General features: G+C 70.5%; 16 protein-coding genes, 1 tRNA gene and 1 pseudogene. 9 read left to right on the top strand and 9 right to left on the bottom strand.

Annotated features, from left to right (window positions below; translation table 11 throughout):
- Positions 1-14 precede the first annotated feature (14 nt).
- The 4 genes from ACXKR8_RS31015 to ACXKR8_RS31000 all read right to left on the bottom strand — a co-directional run bounded on the left by ACXKR8_RS31015 (position 15) and on the right by ACXKR8_RS31000 (position 3379).
- Positions 15-560 carry an FHA domain-containing protein gene (locus ACXKR8_RS31015; protein WP_458267867.1) on the bottom strand — a complete coding sequence of 182 codons (546 nt, stop codon included), beginning with the start codon at positions 558-560 and terminating at the stop codon, positions 15-17.
- 99 nt (positions 561-659) lie between these two features.
- Positions 660-1529, bottom strand: a complete 870-nt coding sequence (locus tag ACXKR8_RS31010) for an alpha/beta fold hydrolase (protein ID WP_458267866.1) — start codon at positions 1527-1529, stop codon at positions 660-662.
- 64 nt (positions 1530-1593) lie between these two features.
- Positions 1594-2793 carry a L,D-transpeptidase gene (locus ACXKR8_RS31005; RefSeq protein ID WP_458275126.1) on the bottom strand — a complete coding sequence of 400 codons (1200 nt, stop codon included), beginning with the start codon at positions 2791-2793 and terminating at the stop codon, positions 1594-1596.
- 250 nt (positions 2794-3043) lie between these two features.
- Positions 3044-3379, bottom strand: a complete 336-nt coding sequence (locus ACXKR8_RS31000) for a hypothetical protein (protein WP_458267865.1) — start codon at positions 3377-3379, stop codon at positions 3044-3046.
- A gap of 72 nt (positions 3380-3451) precedes the next feature.
- Here ACXKR8_RS31000 and ACXKR8_RS30995 point away from each other — a divergent pair, with 72 nt between their 5' ends.
- Entirely contained in the window at positions 3452-3730 is a 279-nt protein-coding gene (locus ACXKR8_RS30995) for an LPXTG cell wall anchor domain-containing protein (protein ID WP_458267864.1), read from the top strand.
- 436 nt (positions 3731-4166) lie between these two features.
- Here ACXKR8_RS30995 and ACXKR8_RS30990 read toward each other — a convergent pair whose 3' ends face one another.
- A complete protein-coding gene (locus tag ACXKR8_RS30990) occupies positions 4167-5576 on the bottom strand; it encodes a cystathionine beta-synthase (RefSeq protein ID WP_458267863.1) in 1410 nt (469 codons plus the stop codon).
- A gap of 121 nt (positions 5577-5697) precedes the next feature.
- Between ACXKR8_RS30990 and ACXKR8_RS30985 the strand changes: the two genes are divergently transcribed.
- The 3 genes from ACXKR8_RS30985 to ACXKR8_RS30975 all read left to right on the top strand — a co-directional run bounded on the left by ACXKR8_RS30985 (position 5698) and on the right by ACXKR8_RS30975 (position 9146).
- Positions 5698-6810: an SGNH/GDSL hydrolase family protein gene (locus ACXKR8_RS30985; RefSeq protein ID WP_458267862.1), complete on the top strand. Its 1113-nt coding sequence runs from the start codon at positions 5698-5700 to the stop codon at positions 6808-6810.
- 46 nt (positions 6811-6856) lie between these two features.
- Positions 6857-8080: an acetyl-CoA C-acetyltransferase gene (locus tag ACXKR8_RS30980; protein ID WP_458267861.1), complete on the top strand. Its 1224-nt coding sequence runs from the start codon at positions 6857-6859 to the stop codon at positions 8078-8080.
- A gap of 295 nt (positions 8081-8375) precedes the next feature.
- A complete protein-coding gene (locus ACXKR8_RS30975; protein ID WP_458267860.1) occupies positions 8376-9146 on the top strand; it encodes a hypothetical protein in 771 nt (256 codons plus the stop codon).
- Here the strand turns inward: ACXKR8_RS30975 and ACXKR8_RS30970 are convergent.
- Positions 9110-9508, bottom strand: a complete 399-nt coding sequence (locus ACXKR8_RS30970) for a hypothetical protein (protein ID WP_458267859.1) — start codon at positions 9506-9508, stop codon at positions 9110-9112. The genes ACXKR8_RS30975 and ACXKR8_RS30970 overlap by 37 nt on opposite strands.
- Before the next feature lie 104 nt (positions 9509-9612).
- On the opposite strand from ACXKR8_RS30970, the gene ACXKR8_RS30965 reads away from it, so the two are divergent.
- Positions 9613-9837 (top strand): DUF4287 domain-containing protein, encoded by a 225-nt coding sequence (locus ACXKR8_RS30965; RefSeq protein ID WP_458275125.1) that lies wholly within the window; start codon positions 9613-9615, stop codon positions 9835-9837.
- 10 nt (positions 9838-9847) lie between these two features.
- Here the strand turns inward: ACXKR8_RS30965 and ACXKR8_RS30960 are convergent.
- Positions 9848-9929: transfer RNA gene (locus ACXKR8_RS30960), tRNA-Leu, on the bottom strand.
- Between the two features lie 170 nt (positions 9930-10099).
- Positions 10100-10192, bottom strand: a pseudogene (locus tag ACXKR8_RS30955) (IS982 family transposase); the annotation flags it as partial.
- A gap of 42 nt (positions 10193-10234) precedes the next feature.
- Here ACXKR8_RS30955 and ACXKR8_RS30950 point away from each other — a divergent pair.
- The 4 genes from ACXKR8_RS30950 to ACXKR8_RS30935 all read left to right on the top strand — a co-directional run bounded on the left by ACXKR8_RS30950 (position 10235) and on the right by ACXKR8_RS30935 (position 14334).
- Complete coding sequence (locus ACXKR8_RS30950) at positions 10235-10495, top strand: hypothetical protein (RefSeq protein WP_458267858.1); 261 nt, start codon at positions 10235-10237, stop codon at positions 10493-10495.
- Between the two features lie 61 nt (positions 10496-10556).
- On the top strand, positions 10557-10790 hold the full coding sequence (locus ACXKR8_RS30945; RefSeq protein WP_458267857.1) for a hypothetical protein: 234 nt from the start codon (positions 10557-10559) through the stop codon (positions 10788-10790).
- A 183-nt stretch (positions 10791-10973) separates the two neighbouring features.
- Entirely contained in the window at positions 10974-11768 is a 795-nt protein-coding gene (locus tag ACXKR8_RS30940; protein ID WP_462099923.1) for an ABC transporter ATP-binding protein, read from the top strand.
- Positions 11769-11784: 16 nt separating this feature from the next.
- Entirely contained in the window at positions 11785-14334 is a 2550-nt protein-coding gene (locus tag ACXKR8_RS30935; protein ID WP_458267855.1) for an ABC transporter permease, read from the top strand.
- Between the two features lie 150 nt (positions 14335-14484).
- On the opposite strand, the gene ACXKR8_RS30930 is transcribed toward ACXKR8_RS30935, so the two are convergent.
- Positions 14485-15858 (bottom strand): NAD(P)/FAD-dependent oxidoreductase, encoded by a 1374-nt coding sequence (locus ACXKR8_RS30930; protein WP_458267854.1) that lies wholly within the window; start codon positions 15856-15858, stop codon positions 14485-14487.
- Positions 15859-15990 lie beyond the last annotated feature (132 nt).

Below are 15990 nucleotides of genomic sequence, written 5' to 3'. Positions count from 1 at the left end.
AGCCGCAGAGGCGGTCAGCGCGTGCTGAGGCGGAAGACGGTGTGGCCGAAGGCGACCCGGTCGCCGGGGCGGACGGTCACCGAGCCGATGATGCGGGAGCCGTTGACATGGGTGCCGTTGGTGGAGCCCAGGTCGAGCAGGGTCCAGGCGGCGCCGTCGCGGCGCAGTTCGGCGTGGGCGCGGGAGACCGAGTCATGGGTGAGCTTGAGGTCGGAGCCCGGCAGCCGGCCGATCCGCAGGGTCGGGCTTCCGGCCGAGGGCAGCACCAGGGCCGGCAGCCACGGGGTGCGCCAGGCGTCGCGCAGCCGCACGCCCAGGGTGGAGACCCGGCCGACCACCCGCACCGCGAACTGGGAGAGCCGTCCCTGACCGGGCAGGTCGGCCGTGAGTTCGTCCAGTTCACCGCGTTCCCGCGCGGTGAGGGCGATCTCGATCCGGCGCATGAAGGTGTCCGGCGACAACCGCCCCTGGGCCGCGTGGTCGCGCAGGACGTCGATCGCCCGGTCGCGCTCGGCGTCCGAGAGCCGCACCACGTGCGTCAGGGGCTCGGGAGTCGTCATGAAGTGATTGTCAGGCTTTGCTTCGGGCACGTCCAGGCTAGGCCGGCGACCGGTCCAGGCTGGACCCGCGACCGGTTCGGGCTGGGCGACCGGTCCTGGCTAGGCGGAAGGACCGGGCTTCTCCGCGACGAAGTCGCGGATGGCGTCCGCGAGTTCGGTGGGCTGGTCCTCCGGGATCAGGGTGCGGCTGTCGGCGATCTCCAGGTAGCTGCCCTGCGGGAACAGCGCGGCGAGTCGCCGCCCGTGGGCGAGCGGCATCACCCGGTCCTCGGCAGCCCAGACCACCAGCACCGGACGGTCGAACCCGGCCGCCTGCTCCGCCGCCTGGATCAGCCGGCCCGGACGGGCCCCGCGCAGGTACGCGGTCAGGTCCCGCCGCGCGGCCGCGCTGCCGACCAGCGGCCGCACCCAGCGGTTGGTGACCGCGCGCGGCACCGGACGCTTGGTCATCAGCCCGAACGCCATCGGCAGCCGGCGCAGCGCGGGGATCCGCAGCGGCTGGACGGTGGCGTTGACGCCGCCCGGCAGCTTGGCCGCCAGCCAGAGGGAGCGTCCCGGCAGCCCGGGCGGGAAGTTGTCGAAGGCCTCGATCGAGGCCAGCACCAGCCGGGCGATCCTGGCCGCGGCCGGAGCGTCCGAGACGGCCAGCAGCATCCCCACCGCGGCGTCGTTCTGCACCAGGGTGACCTCGGTGAGGTCGAGCGCGTCCAGGAAGTCGCCGAGCAGCCGGGCCATCCCGTCCGGCGAGAGGTCGGTGCCGGGCCGGATCGGGGCCTGGTGCGAGCCGAACGGCAGGGTGGGCGCCAGCACCCGGTGCTCGCCGGACAGCTCGTCCACGACATAGCGCCAGACCGTGCCGTCCATGGCCAGGCCGTGGACGAGGACCACGACCGGGCCCTCGCCCGCGGTGTCGATGTACTCCAGGGTTCCGGCGGGGATATCGACGACGTGGGTCTCGAAGACTGCCATGGTGCCCAGGCTATCCCCGCCCGAAGCGCCTAAACCCAACCAGCACAAGCCTGCTGACCCGGCGTCAGGCCGAGCTGCCGGCCTTCCAGCTGGCCCAGTCCATGTTCCAGCCGTTGAGCCCGTTCGCCGGATCGACGATCCGGTCACCGGAGTTGACCACCTCGACCACGTCCCCGGTGATGGAGCTGTTGTAGAACTTGGCGGCCGGGGTGCTGGGGTCGCCGGCGCCCTGGGCGTCGTGCATGCCGACGCAGCCGTGGCTGGTGTTCTGGTTGCCGAAGAGCGAGGTGCTGCCCCAGTAGTTGCCGTGGACGAAGGTTCCCGAGGTGGTGAGCCGCTGAGCGTGCGGGACGTCGGGGATGTCGTACTCCCCGCCGAGGTTCACGCTCTGCGAGTTCATCCTGGTCTGCAGCAGCTTCTCCGAGATCACCATCTTGCCGGCCCAGGTGGTGTGCTCCGGGCTGCCGCCGGAGATCGGCCAGGTCTGGGTGACCACGCCGTCCCTGGTGACGGTGAGCTTCTTGGTCTTCAGGTCGGCGACACTCGTCTGGCTGCGGCCGATGGTGAAGCCGACCTGCTTGGACTGGGTGCCGTAGACGCCGGGGGAACCCTCGACGTCCTTGAGCGCCAGGCTGAGGGTGACCTTGGTGCCGGCCGCCCAGTAGGCCTCGGGACGGAAGTCGAGCCTGGTGTCGCTGAACCAGTGGCCGACCACCTCCACCGCGGGCGAGGCGGTGACGGTGATGCCCTTCTGGACCGCCGCCCGGTTGCTGACCGGCTTGTTGAAGTTGATCGAGACCGGCATGCCGACGCCCACGGTGGTGCCGTCGTCGGGAGTGAAGACTCCCACGAAGGTCTTGGCGGGGGTGCTGGTGGCGAAGGCGCTGTCCTTGACCGCGGCGACCTTGTCCGAGTCGGCCGCGGTGGCGGTGAGCTTGTAGCTGGTGCCCGAACCGAGCTTGCCGGTACTGGTCCAACTGAGCTTGTCCGCGGACAGCGTCCCGGCCACCGGCTTGCCGTCGGAGCCGGTGAGGGTGACCTCGCTGAGCGTGCCGCTGCTGACGGCGACCTTGACCGGGGCGGTGAAGTCGACCTGCTTGGCCCCGTTCGCCGGGGTGACCGTGAGCACCGCCTTGGAGGTCTTGGGCGTCCCCGATCCCGACCCGGCTCCTGACCCCGAGTCGGAGCCCGAACCGGAACCCGATCCTGAGCCGCTGCAGGCGGCGACCACCAGCACCGGGGCCGCGGCCAGCCCGGCCACCACCGAACGGCGCCCCCAGGCCCGTCCCCCGCCGCCGCCGCTCGGGCCACTGCCGGTCTGCCCGCCGCCGCTTCGACCGCCTGGAGTCGGCAGGCTGCCTGGAGTCTGCTGGTCCGGTTCTGTCACGTCGCCACGCTTCCTCTCGCACTGGTGGTGATATGAACCTAAACCCAGACAACTGGGTTAATCCAATCCAAAGAAAAGGGCAGGCGCCCCCAGCCCCTCGGGAACGCCCGCCCTGACCCGCGGTGGACTACTCGGTGTCGTAGACGTCCCAGTCCGCGTTCTCGGGGTCGTAGTCGACCGGCTGCGACTCCCAGGTGGCCTCGGCCAGCTCCACGCCGGGGACGTCGCCCAGCATGGCGACCGGGTCGACAAAGTGGGCGATGGCGCCGGCCGGGTCGATCTCAATGGCGGCGATGGCCTCGGCCCGTTCCTCCTCCTCGAGGAACTCGTCGCCGCGGACCTGCTCGAGCGCCGCCACCTGCAGCGCCTTGACGTCCACGATCTCCACGATCAGCTCGATCTGCAGTCGGACATAGCGAGACTCGGTCTCGGTGCCCTCGGTCCCACTGGTTTCACTTGTCATGGATTGACCCTATCCAAGAGAGCTCCGGCTCATTAGCATCGTCCGGACCACACACCGCACTGGGGAGCGACATTGAGCACCCGCCACCCACTCGCCACCACCGCGATCGCCGCAGGCATCGGCACGGTCGCCGCGCTGGCGCTGGGCCCGATCGCGTCCGCCGCCACCACGCAGGCGGGCCAGCGTGACGTACGTCCCGCGGCCGTGTCGCAGCCGAGCGGCAGCGGGCACGGCACGCAGCTGGCGGACACCGGTGTGGACACCGCGCCGTACGCCCTGGGCGGGGCCGGGTTCCTGGTCGCCGGGGTCGGCATGGTCTTTGTGAGCCGGAGCCGGCGCTTCGCGCGCTGAAGCCGCACGCCGCACCGGGCCTACAGCCGAACCGACGAGAGGCCCAGCCCCGCAAGGGGCCGGAAGCCTCCGGAAACACCAGTAGGGCCGGTCCGCGAAGGACCGGCCCTACTGTCTCCGCTGTGTCCCCCACCCGGGAACGCGGAGCTGGTGCCGCAGGGACCGCCGCACCCTGTTGATCGGTCGGGACCGACAGGGGCGGGACGACGGCGATCCCCGCGAGCGGACGCGGCCGGCCGGGTCAGGGCCGTCCGACGCGTCCTGGAGGTGACTGCGGATCCGGGAGCCGCTCCGAACCTTCGCTGCCACCACGCTCGGCTTCTTGCCGTGATGACAACGATGCACGACCGTTGTTAACCGCGTGCTGCCGGTACATGTCGCTGGTGTACCAGCCCGGGTGGGTTTCGGTGAAGGCCGGGGCAAAGCCGGACCGGGATCAGTGCGGGCCGTGCACCCCGTGGGCGGTCATGAAGGCCAGCAGGTCCTGCCGGGTGACGATGCCCTGCGGCTTGCCGTCGACCAGGACCACCGCCGCGTCCGCCTTCTCCAGGACCCCCATCAGCCGGGTCACCGATTCGCCGGAGCCGACCACCGGGAGCGGGGCCGACATATGACTCTCGATCGGCTCGTCCAGCTGGAACCGCTTCGCGAACAGACCGTCGAGGAGGTCGCGCTCCACGATGGAGCCGATCACCTCACCCGCCATCACATCCGGGTGGCCCGCGCCCGGTGAGACCACCGGCATCTGCGAGACGCCGTACTCGCGCAGGATGTGCACGGCCTCACCCACCGACTCGTTCGGGTGAATGTGCACGAACTGGGGAATGCCGCCGTGCTCCAGCGCGTCCTTCCGGGCGAGGACGTCGGCGGCCACGGCCTCGGTGCCGCCCTCGTCCAGGAAGCCGTAGTCCTGCATCCAGTCGTCGTTGAAGATCTTGCTCAGGTAGCCGCGGCCGGAGTCCGGCAGCAGCACCACCACCACGTCGTCCGGGCCCAGCCGTTCGGCCACCCGCAGCGCCGCCACGACCGCCATCCCGCAGGAGCCGCCGACCAGCAGGCCCTCCTCCTTGGCCAGCCGGCGGGTCATCTGGAAGGAGTCCTTGTCGGAGACCGCGACGATCTCGTCCGCGACCGAGCGGTCGTAGGCGGTCGGCCAGAAGTCCTCACCGACGCCCTCGACCAGGTAGGGGCGGCCGGTGCCGCCGGAGTACACCGAGCCCTCCGGGTCCGCGCCGACGACCTGCACTGCGCCGTTCGAGGCGTCCTTGAGGTAGCGGCCGGTGCCGGAGATCGTCCCGCCGGTGCCGACGCCGGCCACGAAGTGGGTGATCCGGCCCTCGGTCTGGTCCCACAACTCGGGGCCGGTGGAGTGGTAGTGGCTGGCCGGGTTCTCCGGGTTCGAGTACTGGTCCGGCTTCCACGCGCCGGGGGTCTCCCGGACGAGGCGGTCGCTGACGTTGTAGTACGAGTCCGGGTGCTCCGGGGCGACCGCGGTGGGGCAGACCACGACCTCGGCCCCGTACGCCCGCAGCACGTTGATCTTGTCGCTGGAGACCTTGTCGGGGCAGACGAAGATGCAGTGGTAGCCCTTCTGCTGCGCCACGATGGCCAGGCCCACGCCGGTGTTGCCCGAGGTCGGTTCGACGATGGTGCCGCCCGGCTTGAGCGCGCCCGACGCCTCCGCGGCCTCGATCATCCGCATCGCGATGCGGTCCTTCACCGACCCGCCCGGGTTGAAGTACTCGACCTTGGCCAGGACGGTGGCACTGATTCCCTCGGTGACCCGGTTGAGCCGGACCAGAGGGGTGTTACCGACCAGGTCGATGATCGATTCGTGGTACCGCACGGGATCTCCTCCGCGGTTCGTCTGAATTCTCCGGGACGCACGGATTGTCGCCCTGTTGGGATCAGCGTAGTGGGGCAGACTGCCTGAGTAAGGACGGTGCAGAAGGAGCTGGGGGTCGCTCATGTCCAGAGCGCGAGTGGCACGGCGGATCGCTGCCGCGGCGGCCTACGGCGGCGGGGGGATCGGGCTGGTCGGGGTGGGCTTCGCCGGGGTGCTGCTGACCGAGGCGAAGCTGGCCGAGCACACCCTGAACACCCTGCAGGGCGAGCCGCCGAGGGCCGACGGCGTCTACGGCCTGGACGTCGCCGAGGGCGACGCGGCTCCGCTGGTGCTCGGCGTGCTCGGGGACTCCACCGCCGCCGGGTTCGGCGTCGACCGCGGCCGGGAGACGCTGGGGGCGCTGCTGGCGGGCGGGATCGCCTCGGTGGCCGAGCGCCCGGTCCGGCTGTCGGTGGCCGCCGTCAACGGCGCCACCTCGGAGGACCTGGAACGGCAGGTCGGGCAGATCCTGCCGGAGCGGCCGGACGTGGTCCTGATCATGATCGGCGCCAATGACGTCACCCAGCGGATCAAGGTGACGCACGCGGTGCGGAAGCTCGGCGACGCGGTCCGGCGGATGCAGGCCGCGGGGATCAAGGTGGTCGTCGGCACCTGCCCGGACCTGGGCACCATCGAGCCGGTCCGGCCGCCGCTGCGCTGGCTGGCCCGGCGCGCCAGCCGCCAGCTCGCCGCCGCGCAGACGATCGCGGTGGTCGAGGCCGGGGGCCGCAGCGTGTCGCTGGGCGCCCTGCTCGGCCCCGAGTTCCGCGGCCGCCCGGAGATGTTCGCCGCCGACCGCTACCACCCCTCCGCCCAGGGCTACGCGACCGCGGCGATGGCGCTGATGCCGTCGCTGTGCGCGGTGCTCGACCTGTGGCCGGACGGACTGGTCGAGGAGCGTCCGGACGCCTTCCGCGGCGAGGGCGTGCTCCCGGTCGCCCAGGCGGCGGCCGCGGCTGCGGGCCGGGGCGGCACCGAGGTGGTCGGCGCGGCCGTGCTGGGCGCGGAGTCCGGGCCCAGGGGCCGCTGGGCGCTGCTCAAGCACCGCCGCCGCCGGGTGCTGCCGGAGGCGGGCGCTGTCACGAGCGCTGCCGACGAGAGCACGACCGGCAGCGCAAGCGCGCCTTCGGCCGGTGACGCAAGGTCAGGTAATTCACACGCCGTCGGCGCTGACTCCGCTTGTACCAGAGAGTAACTTTGGCCGGAAGCGCAGCTGCCCAGTCCACCCCCTGGAGACACCCATGCCCGAAGCCGTCATCGTCAGCACTGCCCGCTCGCCGATCGGCCGGGCGTTCAAGGGCTCGCTGAAGGACGTCCGCCCGGACGACCTGACCGCGCACATCATCCAGGCCGCGCTGGCCAAGGTCCCCGAGCTGGACCCGCACGACATCGACGACCTGATGCTGGGCTGCGGCCTGCCCGGCGGCGAGCAGGGCTACAACCTGGGCCGCGTGGTCGCGGTCCAGCTCGGCATGGACCACCTGCCGGGCTGTACGGTCACCCGCTACTGCTCCTCCTCGCTGCAGACCAGCCGGATGGCGCTGCACGCGATCAAGGCCGGCGAGGGCGACGTCTTCATCTCGGCCGGCGTCGAGACCGTGTCGCGCAGCATCAAGGGCTCCTCGGACGGCCTGCCGGACACCAAGAACCCGCTGTTCGCCGACGCCGAGGCGCGCACCCTGGCCACCGCGGCGCAGACCGGCGCGCCGGTCTGGACCGACCCGCGCGAGAACGGCCTGGCCCCGGACGTCTACATCGCCATGGGCCAGACCGCCGAGAACCTCGCCAAGCTCAAGGGCGTCAGCCGGGCCGAGCAGGACGAGTTCGGCGTGCGCTCGCAGAACCTGGCCGAGAAGGCCATCGCGGACGGCTTCTGGGCCCGCGAGATCACCCCGGTCACCACCCCCGACGGTACCGTGGTCAGCAAGGACGACGGCCCGCGCGCGGGGGTCACCCTGGAGGCCGTCTCCGGCCTGAAGCCGGTGTTCCGCCCGGACGGCACGGTCAACGCTGGCAACTGCTGCCCGCTGAACGACGGCGCGGCCGCCCTGGTGATCATGTCGGACACCAAGGCCGCCGAGCTGGGCCTGACCCCGCTGGCCCGGATCGTCTCCACCGGCGTCTCCGGGCTCTCCCCCGAGATCATGGGCTACGGGCCGGTCGAGGCGTCCAAGCAGGCGCTGAAGCGGGCCGGTCTGGGCATCGGCGACATCGACCTGGTCGAGATCAACGAGGCCTTCGCCGCCCAGGTCATCCCCTCCTACCGGGATCTGGGCGTGGACCTGGACCGGCTCAACGTCAACGGCGGCGGCATCGCGGTCGGCCACCCCTTCGGCATGACCGGCGCCCGGATCACCACCACGCTGATCAACTCGCTCCAGTGGCACGACAAGCAGTTCGGCCTGGAGACCATGTGCGTCGGCGGCGGCCAGGGCATGGCCATGGTCATCGAGCGGCTCTCCTAGCCACGGCCGCTGCGGCTCTCATAGAATTTTCATAATAACCCGTTTGGCCCTGCATCGATTGGGTAAGGTCCGGATCACACTTTGGTGCGATTCGGGCCTTTTTCCTTATCCGGAGGGCACAAATTATCGACGGACCGTGATGCGGCGAATGCAGCGTGTTGACAATCGGGCCTTTTGTGGGTTCGCCGCTGCCGTTGGTCCCAGATGAGAAGGACATGACGGACTCCCATCGGCTCTCGCCGTGGGGCACTGTTGGGTTGACAGCCAGTTCGACCCATCCCTAGGGGTGCTTCCCATGACCGTCCTCACCACCGTCCTTGTCCTCCTCGGCGCCGCCCTGATCGCCACCGCCGTCGTCGCGGGAGCAACGCTGCTCTCCGTGCGCGCCCTCACCCGGCGCTTCGACGCGGCCGTCAGGGAGGCCGTCGGCGCTGCCCTCGCGGAGGACCGCGAGCGGGAGATGACCGAGGCCCGCGCCTTCTGGGCCGAGCAGGAGGCCCGCGCCTCCGAAGACGCCTTCGGTGAGGAGTCCGTGTTCGACAGCGAGAACCTGGTGCTGCTCCCCGCGCCGCGCGGCTACGTCGACGACGAGGGCGAGATGGACCCGGAGTTCGCCGACGCCCTGCGCTCGGTGCTGGAGGAGATGATCTCCGAGGGCACCGGCACCGCGGGCCACCCCGCGCCGGCCGCGCCCGCGGCCCCGGTCGCGCCGCGCACCCCGTCGCACCCCTCGCTGCCCGGCTTCATTCCGCAGCCCACGCCCACCCCCGAGTGGACCGACCTGCGGCTGACCGAGCTGGTCGACGTCGGCGTGGTGCTCCGCGATGTGCGCCCCGGCCCGATGGGCACCCTGGACGTCTATGTGTTCGAGGACGAGACCACGCTCTGCATCGCCCCCGGCGACCCCGCCGCCGGCGCCCGGCTGCGCGAGGCCGTGGTCAACGGCACCGAGGTCCGGCTGCTCGGCAACTCCCGGCTCTCCGGCGCCCATGCGCTGACCTTCGCCCTGGGCAGCGACGAGGACACCATCTACATCCTGGCCGACCGGGTGGTGGCCAGCCTGTAGGCGGCCTCCAGTTCCCGCAGTGACTCACTGAGGAGCGGGCCGGCGCCGTCGGTCCCGGCCGCCTCCTCCTCAGCCGCCTCGTCGCCCGCTTCGCCCGCGGGCCCCGCGGCCTCTGACCCCCCGGCCAGGGCCGTCGCCAGATCGTGGGCGGCCAGGGCGATCTGGTCCCCCACCGCGAAGATCCCCGCCTCGGGCAGCTCGGGACGCCGCGCCCCGCCCTCGATCTGCTCGGCCCGCCGCGCCAGCCGGCGCGCGAGCAGCAGGCCGTCGGGCGCCAGCTGGGCCAGCCGGCCCTGCGGCATCGACCGGAAGCGGTCCGCCAGACGGTCGGCGGCGGCGAGCAGTGCGGTGGGATCGGACATGGTTCGAGCGTATCTTCCGAGCAGCATTGCCAAGGTGTGCAGGCTCAGGCAGAGTCAGAAGTCGGATCGGTTCCGTCTGTCTCTGGAGGCGCCGCGTGTCCCTCATGTACTCCATGGAAACCCATCAGAACCTGCTCTCCCGGATCCCCGCCGTCACCGGTCGCCCGCTGGAGGAATGGCTCAAGGCCGTCGACGACGGTCCCGGCCTGCTCCGCTGCCAGGAGAAGATCGACTGGCTGCGCCGTGAGTACGGCCTCTCCTACGGCTATGCCAAGGCCCTCGTGCACGAGTACGACCTGCGCCGCGCTGCCGCGCGCATGTCAATGTAACGGCGATAGGTGCCCGGAGCCGGATTTGAACCGGCACGGCCTGGCGGCCAGCGAGGTTTAAGCTCGCCGTGTCTGCGTTCCACCATCCGGGCCCTTCCGCACCCCTGAGCCTAGCCGCAGACTGCCCCTGTCTGCTGCCCGGTTGATAGGAAGTTGTCTCATTTCACCGCTACTTGACGCATCGTCGGCGTAGATCGTACGTATTCGAGCGACTGCGGAAGGCCCGGCGGAAGCCTGGATGAGTTGTTCCGACGTGGGTCGGTCAGTGGTCGTAGGCGATCAGTGAGCGGGTGCCGGGGTGGCCCGCGGTGCGGTTGTGCCAGACCGTGCAGGTGCCCAGGTCAGCTCCCACGCCCCTGCGCCCGGCGGTGCTTCACCATGCCCGAACGAGTGACGCATGGCCGCCGAAGATCCCGGGCAGGCGCTGTCCATGAACAGCGAACTCACCCACACGACCACCCAGAGCACAGCCCTGCGCGCCGTCCAGGACGCCACCACCGAACACGCCCGCACCCGCCGTGCCCTGGACGCGGCCATCGCGGACGCCACCGCTGTCGGAGTCCAGCCCGAGGCGCTGCACCGAGTGGGGCAATGCGAACCCGGACACGGGCGGCACGCCGGCGACGTGGACATGGAACTCACCGACCTGGCGCAGTAGCCACGAAGGTGGTGACCGGTCCAGACGTGCGAACCGTCGAATCCGGGGCAACGCTGAAAGCATGACCAGCGAACCGAACGCCGCCGCAGCCCCTGTCCATGTCAGCGAGTACGAGCCCGAAGGGCGGTTCCGGCACGTGCGCGTCGTCCGTCACGACGGTGCGGCGATCACCGAGCCCTGCGCCGACGAAAAGCAGTTCGAGACCCTCGTCGAGCAGTACCGGCCCGGGACGGACCTGCACGACCCGACGCAGGTGTACTGGGTCGACCGTCCAGGCGAGTGGACAGGGATCTGAATCCCCTCACGACCGGCCACTCCCGGCAGGTCCCGTGTGACTGGACGCGCCACCGACCACCCGCCCTTTCGCCTAAGGGGCGGGTCATCCCATCGGAGGAGAGTTCGGGGCGGCCCGTACGACGGAAGGCGGTGGGGTCAACCGTTCGGGCGGCCGACTGCAGAGCGTGATCGCGCCAGGAGGATGGGACACGATCCCATCGCCTCACTCCTGGAGTCGCCCCGTGACCACCCCCTGCTCACCGCCGCGGCCCGCGCCGTCGGCCTCAGCAAGGTCTACGGCGAAGGCGACACCCGCGTCACCGCCCTGGACGACGTCTCCGTGGACTTCCTGCGCGGGCAGTTCACCGCGATCATGGGCCCGTCCGGCTCCGGTAAGTCCACGCTGATGCACTGCATGGCCGGGCTCGACACGGTCAGTTCCGGCTCGGCCAGGATCGGCGACACCGAACTGGTCGGGCTGAAGGACCGGCAGCTGACCAAGCTGCGCCGGGATCAGATCGGTTTTGTGTTCCAGTCGTTCAACCTGCTGCCGACGCTGACCGCGCTGGAGAACATCACCCTCCCGATGGACATCGCCGGGCGCAAGCCCGACAAGGCCTGGCTGGATCAGGTGGTGCGGACGGTGGGCCTGGCCGACCGGCTCGGCCACCGCCCGTCCCAGCTGTCCGGCGGGCAGCAGCAGCGGGTGGCCTGCGCCCGCGCCCTGGCCTCCCGGCCGGAGATCATCTTCGCGGACGAGCCCACCGGCAACCTGGACTCCCGCTCCGGCGCGGAGATCCTCGGCTTCCTCCGCAACACCGTGCGGGAGCTCGGCCAGACCGTGGTGATGGTGACCCACGACCCGGCCGCCGCCTCCTACGCGGACCGCGTGGTGTTCCTGGCCGACGGCAGGATCGTCGACGAGATGCAGGGCCCGACCGCCGACAGCGTCCTCGACCGCATGCGCCGCTTCGACGGCGCCGGCCGGACCAGCTGAAAGGGCCTGACACACCGTGTATCGCACCGCGTTCCGCAATGTCGTGGCCCACAAGGGCCGCCTGCTGATGACCATGCTGGCCGTGCTGCTCGGCACCGCCTTCGTGGCCGGCACCATGGTCTTCTCCGACTCGGTCGGGCAGGCCTTCAAGAACAGCGTCTCCAACAACTACGCCCATGTCTCGGTCCAGGTCAGCAACAACGACGCCGGCCCCTACTCCAGCCCCGGTGACACCGACCGCAGCGACAAGCCGCTGACCGAGGCCACCAGCAGGAAGATAGCCGCGCTCCCCGGCGCCGCCTCGGCGGCCGGCTCGGTCACCGGCTTCGCCGGGCTCTCCGACCCGAGCGGGAACCTGATCGGCCATCAGGGCCAGACCTACGGCAGCAACTGGCTGCCCGGCAGCGGCGGCCAGGACGCGCTGTACCCGATGACCCAGGGCGCCGGACCGACCGACGCGCACGGGATCGCCATCGACCGGAAGACCGCGCAGGACAACGGCTTCAAGGTCGGCGACACGGTCCGGCTCGCCGTGAACGGCCCGGTCACGCGGATGACCGTCACCGGGATCTTCAGCACCGACGACCCGCAGGTCGCGGCGGGCGGCTCACTGGTGCTGTTCGACAACGCCACCGCCCAGCAGACCTACCTCAAGCCGGGCCAGTACGACGCGATCAACGTCACCGCCAAGCCCGGCGTCAGCCAGACCCAGCTGCAGGACGAGGTCATGCAGGTGGTGCCGCACAGCACCAACATCGTGGTCAAGACCGGCGCACAGCTCACCGCCGACGAGACCCGCAACGTCGAGCAGTCCGTCTCGGGGCTGCGCACCGCGCTGCTGGCCTTCGCCGGGATCGCCCTGTTCGTCGGCATCTTCCTGATCGCCAACACCTTCACCATGCTGATCGCCCAGCGCACCCGGGAGCTGGCGCTGATGCGCGCCATCGGGGCGAGCCGGCGCCAGATCACCAACTCGGTGCTGCTGGAGGCGCTGTTCGTGGGCCTGGTGGCCTCGCTCGGCGGGCTGGCCGCGGGCATCGGCATCGGGGCACTGCTGAAGACGCTGATGGGCGGCAGCGGCGTACCGGCCGGTTCGCTGGTGCTCTCCGGCACCACCGTGATCGCCACCGTGGTCACCGGGGTGGTGGTGACCGTGCTGGCCGCGCTGCTGCCGAGCCTCCGGGCCTCCCGGGTGGCCCCGGTCGCGGCGATGAACAGCAACGACCAGCCGGCCACCCAGAAGAGCCTGGTGGTGCGCAACTCCATCGGCGCCGCCTTCTTCGGCCTGGGCCTGGCCTCGGTGCTCTACGGGACCACGCTGAGCGGCACGGACGGCCGGGCGCCGGTGGGCCTGGGCGCGGGGCTGATCCTGATCGGCGTGTTCGTGCTGACGCCGCTGCTGTCCCGTCCGGTGATCGCGCTGGTCGGACCGCTGCTGAGCGGGCTGTTCGGCACCCCGGGCAAGCTGGCCAAGCAGAACGCGGTGCGCAACCCGCGCCGCACCGCCGCCACCGCCTCGGCGCTGACCATCGGGCTGACCCTGATCAGCTCGCTCACGGTGATCGGCGCCTCGGTCAGCCACGCCATCGACACGCAGGTCACCCAGAACCTGAAGGCGGACTACGACATCTCGGTGATGCTGGGGCAGCCGGTCTCCCCCGCGCTGCTCCCCAAGATCACGGCGACCCCGGGCGTCGCCGCCATCAGCGTGCTGGACTCGCAGTACGTCACCATCGGCAGCTATGAGCACTCGGTGAACGGCGTGGACGCCAAGGCCTTCGACCAGCTGCTCGCCCCGCAGATGGTGTCCGGCGCGACCGCCTCGCTGCAGCAGGGCTCGGTGCTGGTGGACCAGCACGTGGCCACGGCCAACAACTGGACGGTCGGCTCCACCGCCAAGGTGACCTACCCGGACAAGAGCAAGGGCTCGGTGCGGATCGGCGGGATCTACCAGGAGAGCGACATGCTCGGCCCGATCCTGATGAGCGAGTCGGTGCTCGCCCCGCACACCACCTCGCCCTACTACAACGACATCCTGGTCAAGGGCGAGAACGGGGCCAGCCCTCAGCTGCAGCAGGCGCTGAAGGACTCCACCGGTGACAACCCGCTGGTCACCGTGAAGACCCAGCAGCAGATCAGGGACCAGTTCAGCTCGATCATCAGCACGATCCTCAACATCATGTACGGGCTGCTCGGCATGGCCGTGGTGATCGCGGTGCTGGGCGTGGTCAACACGCTGGCGATGTCGGTGTTCGAGCGCAAGCGCGAGATCGGGATGCTGCGGGCGATCGGCCTGGACCGCTACGCGGTGAAGCGGATGGTCCGGCTGGAGTCGGTGGTGATCGCCGCCTTCGGCGCCCTGATGGGCGTGGCCATCGGCGGGTTCCTGGCCTGGGCCGCGGTGCAGCTGCTCAAGCACAGCCTGGTCGGGCTGACCACCACGCCCCCGTACGGGCAGCTCGCCGCCTATGTGGTCGGCGCGGCCCTGGTGGGCCTGCTGGCCGCGATGTGGCCGGCCCGCAGGGCCGCCAAGCTCGACATCCTGGGCAGCATCAAGACCGACTGACCGCCCTCACCCGGGGCGCGCCGCCCCGGAAACGCCAGTGCCCCGGTCCTGTGAACAGGACCGGGGCACTTACGGCAGCGGTGCCGGTATGAGCACCACGGGTGTGGTCCGGCGACGCTGCCGGGCATGAGGGGTACGGCGTACTACGTGCTACGCGGGGACCTTCTCGGATGCCTTGTCGGCAGCGGGTGCTGCCAGGACCGGCTTCGGGGCGGGGGCCGCCGCCTCGACGAAGGTCTCACGGGGACGCTCCATCTCCACCAGGGAGACGGTCTCGCGCTTGAGGAACACGGCCAGGGTCCAGTCGGCGAACACGCGGACCTTGCGGTTCATCGTGGGCACCCGGCTGCCGTGGTACAGGCGGTGGAACCACCAGGCTGGACGGCCCTTCAGCTTGTACTTGCCGAAGAGGATCGCCACACCCTTGTGGAGGCCCAGACCGGCGACCGCGCCGAGGTTCTTGTGCTTGTACTCGGCCTGCGGGAAGCCCCGCATGCCGGAGATGACGTTGTCGCCGAGGACGATCGCCTGCCGCACGGCGTGCTGGGCGTTCGGGGGGCACCAGGCGCCCTCGCCCGCGGCCAGGTCGGGGACCTGGGCGTTGTCGCCGGCGGACCAGACGTTGTCGAAGCCCTGGACCTGCAGGGTCGCGGCGGTGTCGACGTGGCCGCGCGGGCCGAGCGGCAGGCCGAAGTTCGCCAGCGCCGGGTTCGGCTTGACGCCGGCCGTCCAGACGATGGTGGAGGCGTCGACCTCGACGCCGTTCTTCAGCACCACGTGCTTGTCGACGCAGGAGTCCATCGAGGTCTCGATGTAGATCTCGATGCCGCGCTCTTCGAGCTTCTCCTTGGTCCACAGACCGAGGTCGGGGCCCATCTCCGGAAGGATCCGGTTGGCCGCCTCGACCAGCAGGAAGCGCATGTCCTCCCGCTTGACGTTGTGGTAGAGCTTCGCCGCGTCGCGGGCCATGTCCTCGACCTCGGCGATGGTCTCCACACCGGCGAAGCCGCCGCCGACGATGACGAAGGTGAGCGCCTGCTTGCGCACCTTCTCGTCGGTGGTGGACTCCGCCTTGTCGAGCTGGGCGATGACGTGGTTCCGGAGGCTGATGGCCTCCTCGACCGACTTCATGCCGATGCCGTGCTCGGCCAGGCCGGGGATCGGGAAGGTGCGGGAGACCGAGCCCATCGCCACGACCATGTAGTCGAAGGGCAGCTCGTAGGGGTCTCCTGCGGCAGGGTGGATGACGGCCACCTTGCGCACCTGGTCCACGGAGGTGACGTGGCCCGTGAGGACCTCCGCGGTCTTCAGGATGCTGCGCAGGGGGGCGACGAGGTTGCGCGGCGCGACGTTGCCGGCCGCCGCCTCGGGAAGGAAGGGCAGATAGGTCATGTACGACCGCGGGTCGACGACCGTGACGGTCGCCTCCCCATAGCGCATCTTCTTGAGGATGCGCATCGCGGCATACAGGCCGACGTATCCACCGCCGACGATAAGAATGCGAGGACGCTCCGTGGTGCTCATATCCGAAAGTATCCAGCACCCTGGGGACCACATGTAGCGGGCCTACTCACCGACCACTGGACAGGCACTGCTACACTGCCCGCCCACGTGTGGCCCCCGGCCCCCGGGTTCACCCCGGCTGGCATAACCGCA

This window comes from Streptacidiphilus sp. PAMC 29251, assembly GCF_054208735.2.
The sequence above is the reverse complement of the archived record's forward strand: the minus strand, read 5'-3'. Positions and strand labels throughout refer to the sequence as shown.

Bases quoted from the DNA above. Each gene is read 5' to 3' on its own strand.
- ACXKR8_RS30945 (WP_458267857.1), top strand. From the start codon at position 10,557: ATGACCAGCGAACCGAACGCCGCCGCAGCCCCTGTCCATGTCAGCGAG.
- ACXKR8_RS30950 (WP_458267858.1), top strand. From the start codon at position 10,235: ATGGCCGCCGAAGATCCCGGGCAGGCGCTGTCCATGAACAGCGAACTC.
- ACXKR8_RS30930 (WP_458267854.1), bottom strand. From the start codon at position 15,858: ATGAGCACCACGGAGCGTCCTCGCATTCTTATCGTCGGCGGTGGATAC.
- ACXKR8_RS30965 (WP_458275125.1), top strand. From the start codon at position 9,613: ATGTACTCCATGGAAACCCATCAGAACCTGCTCTCCCGGATCCCCGCC.
- ACXKR8_RS30970 (WP_458267859.1), bottom strand. From the start codon at position 9,508: ATGTCCGATCCCACCGCACTGCTCGCCGCCGCCGACCGTCTGGCGGAC.
- ACXKR8_RS30985 (WP_458267862.1), top strand. From the start codon at position 5,698: ATGTCCAGAGCGCGAGTGGCACGGCGGATCGCTGCCGCGGCGGCCTAC.
- ACXKR8_RS31000 (WP_458267865.1), bottom strand. From the start codon at position 3,379: ATGACAAGTGAAACCAGTGGGACCGAGGGCACCGAGACCGAGTCTCGC.
- ACXKR8_RS30975 (WP_458267860.1), top strand. From the start codon at position 8,376: ATGACCGTCCTCACCACCGTCCTTGTCCTCCTCGGCGCCGCCCTGATC.
- ACXKR8_RS31015 (WP_458267867.1), bottom strand. From the start codon at position 560: ATGACGACTCCCGAGCCCCTGACGCACGTGGTGCGGCTCTCGGACGCC.
- ACXKR8_RS31010 (WP_458267866.1), bottom strand. From the start codon at position 1,529: ATGGCAGTCTTCGAGACCCACGTCGTCGATATCCCCGCCGGAACCCTG.
- ACXKR8_RS30940 (WP_462099923.1), top strand. From the start codon at position 10,974: ATGGGACACGATCCCATCGCCTCACTCCTGGAGTCGCCCCGTGACCAC.
- ACXKR8_RS30980 (WP_458267861.1), top strand. From the start codon at position 6,857: ATGCCCGAAGCCGTCATCGTCAGCACTGCCCGCTCGCCGATCGGCCGG.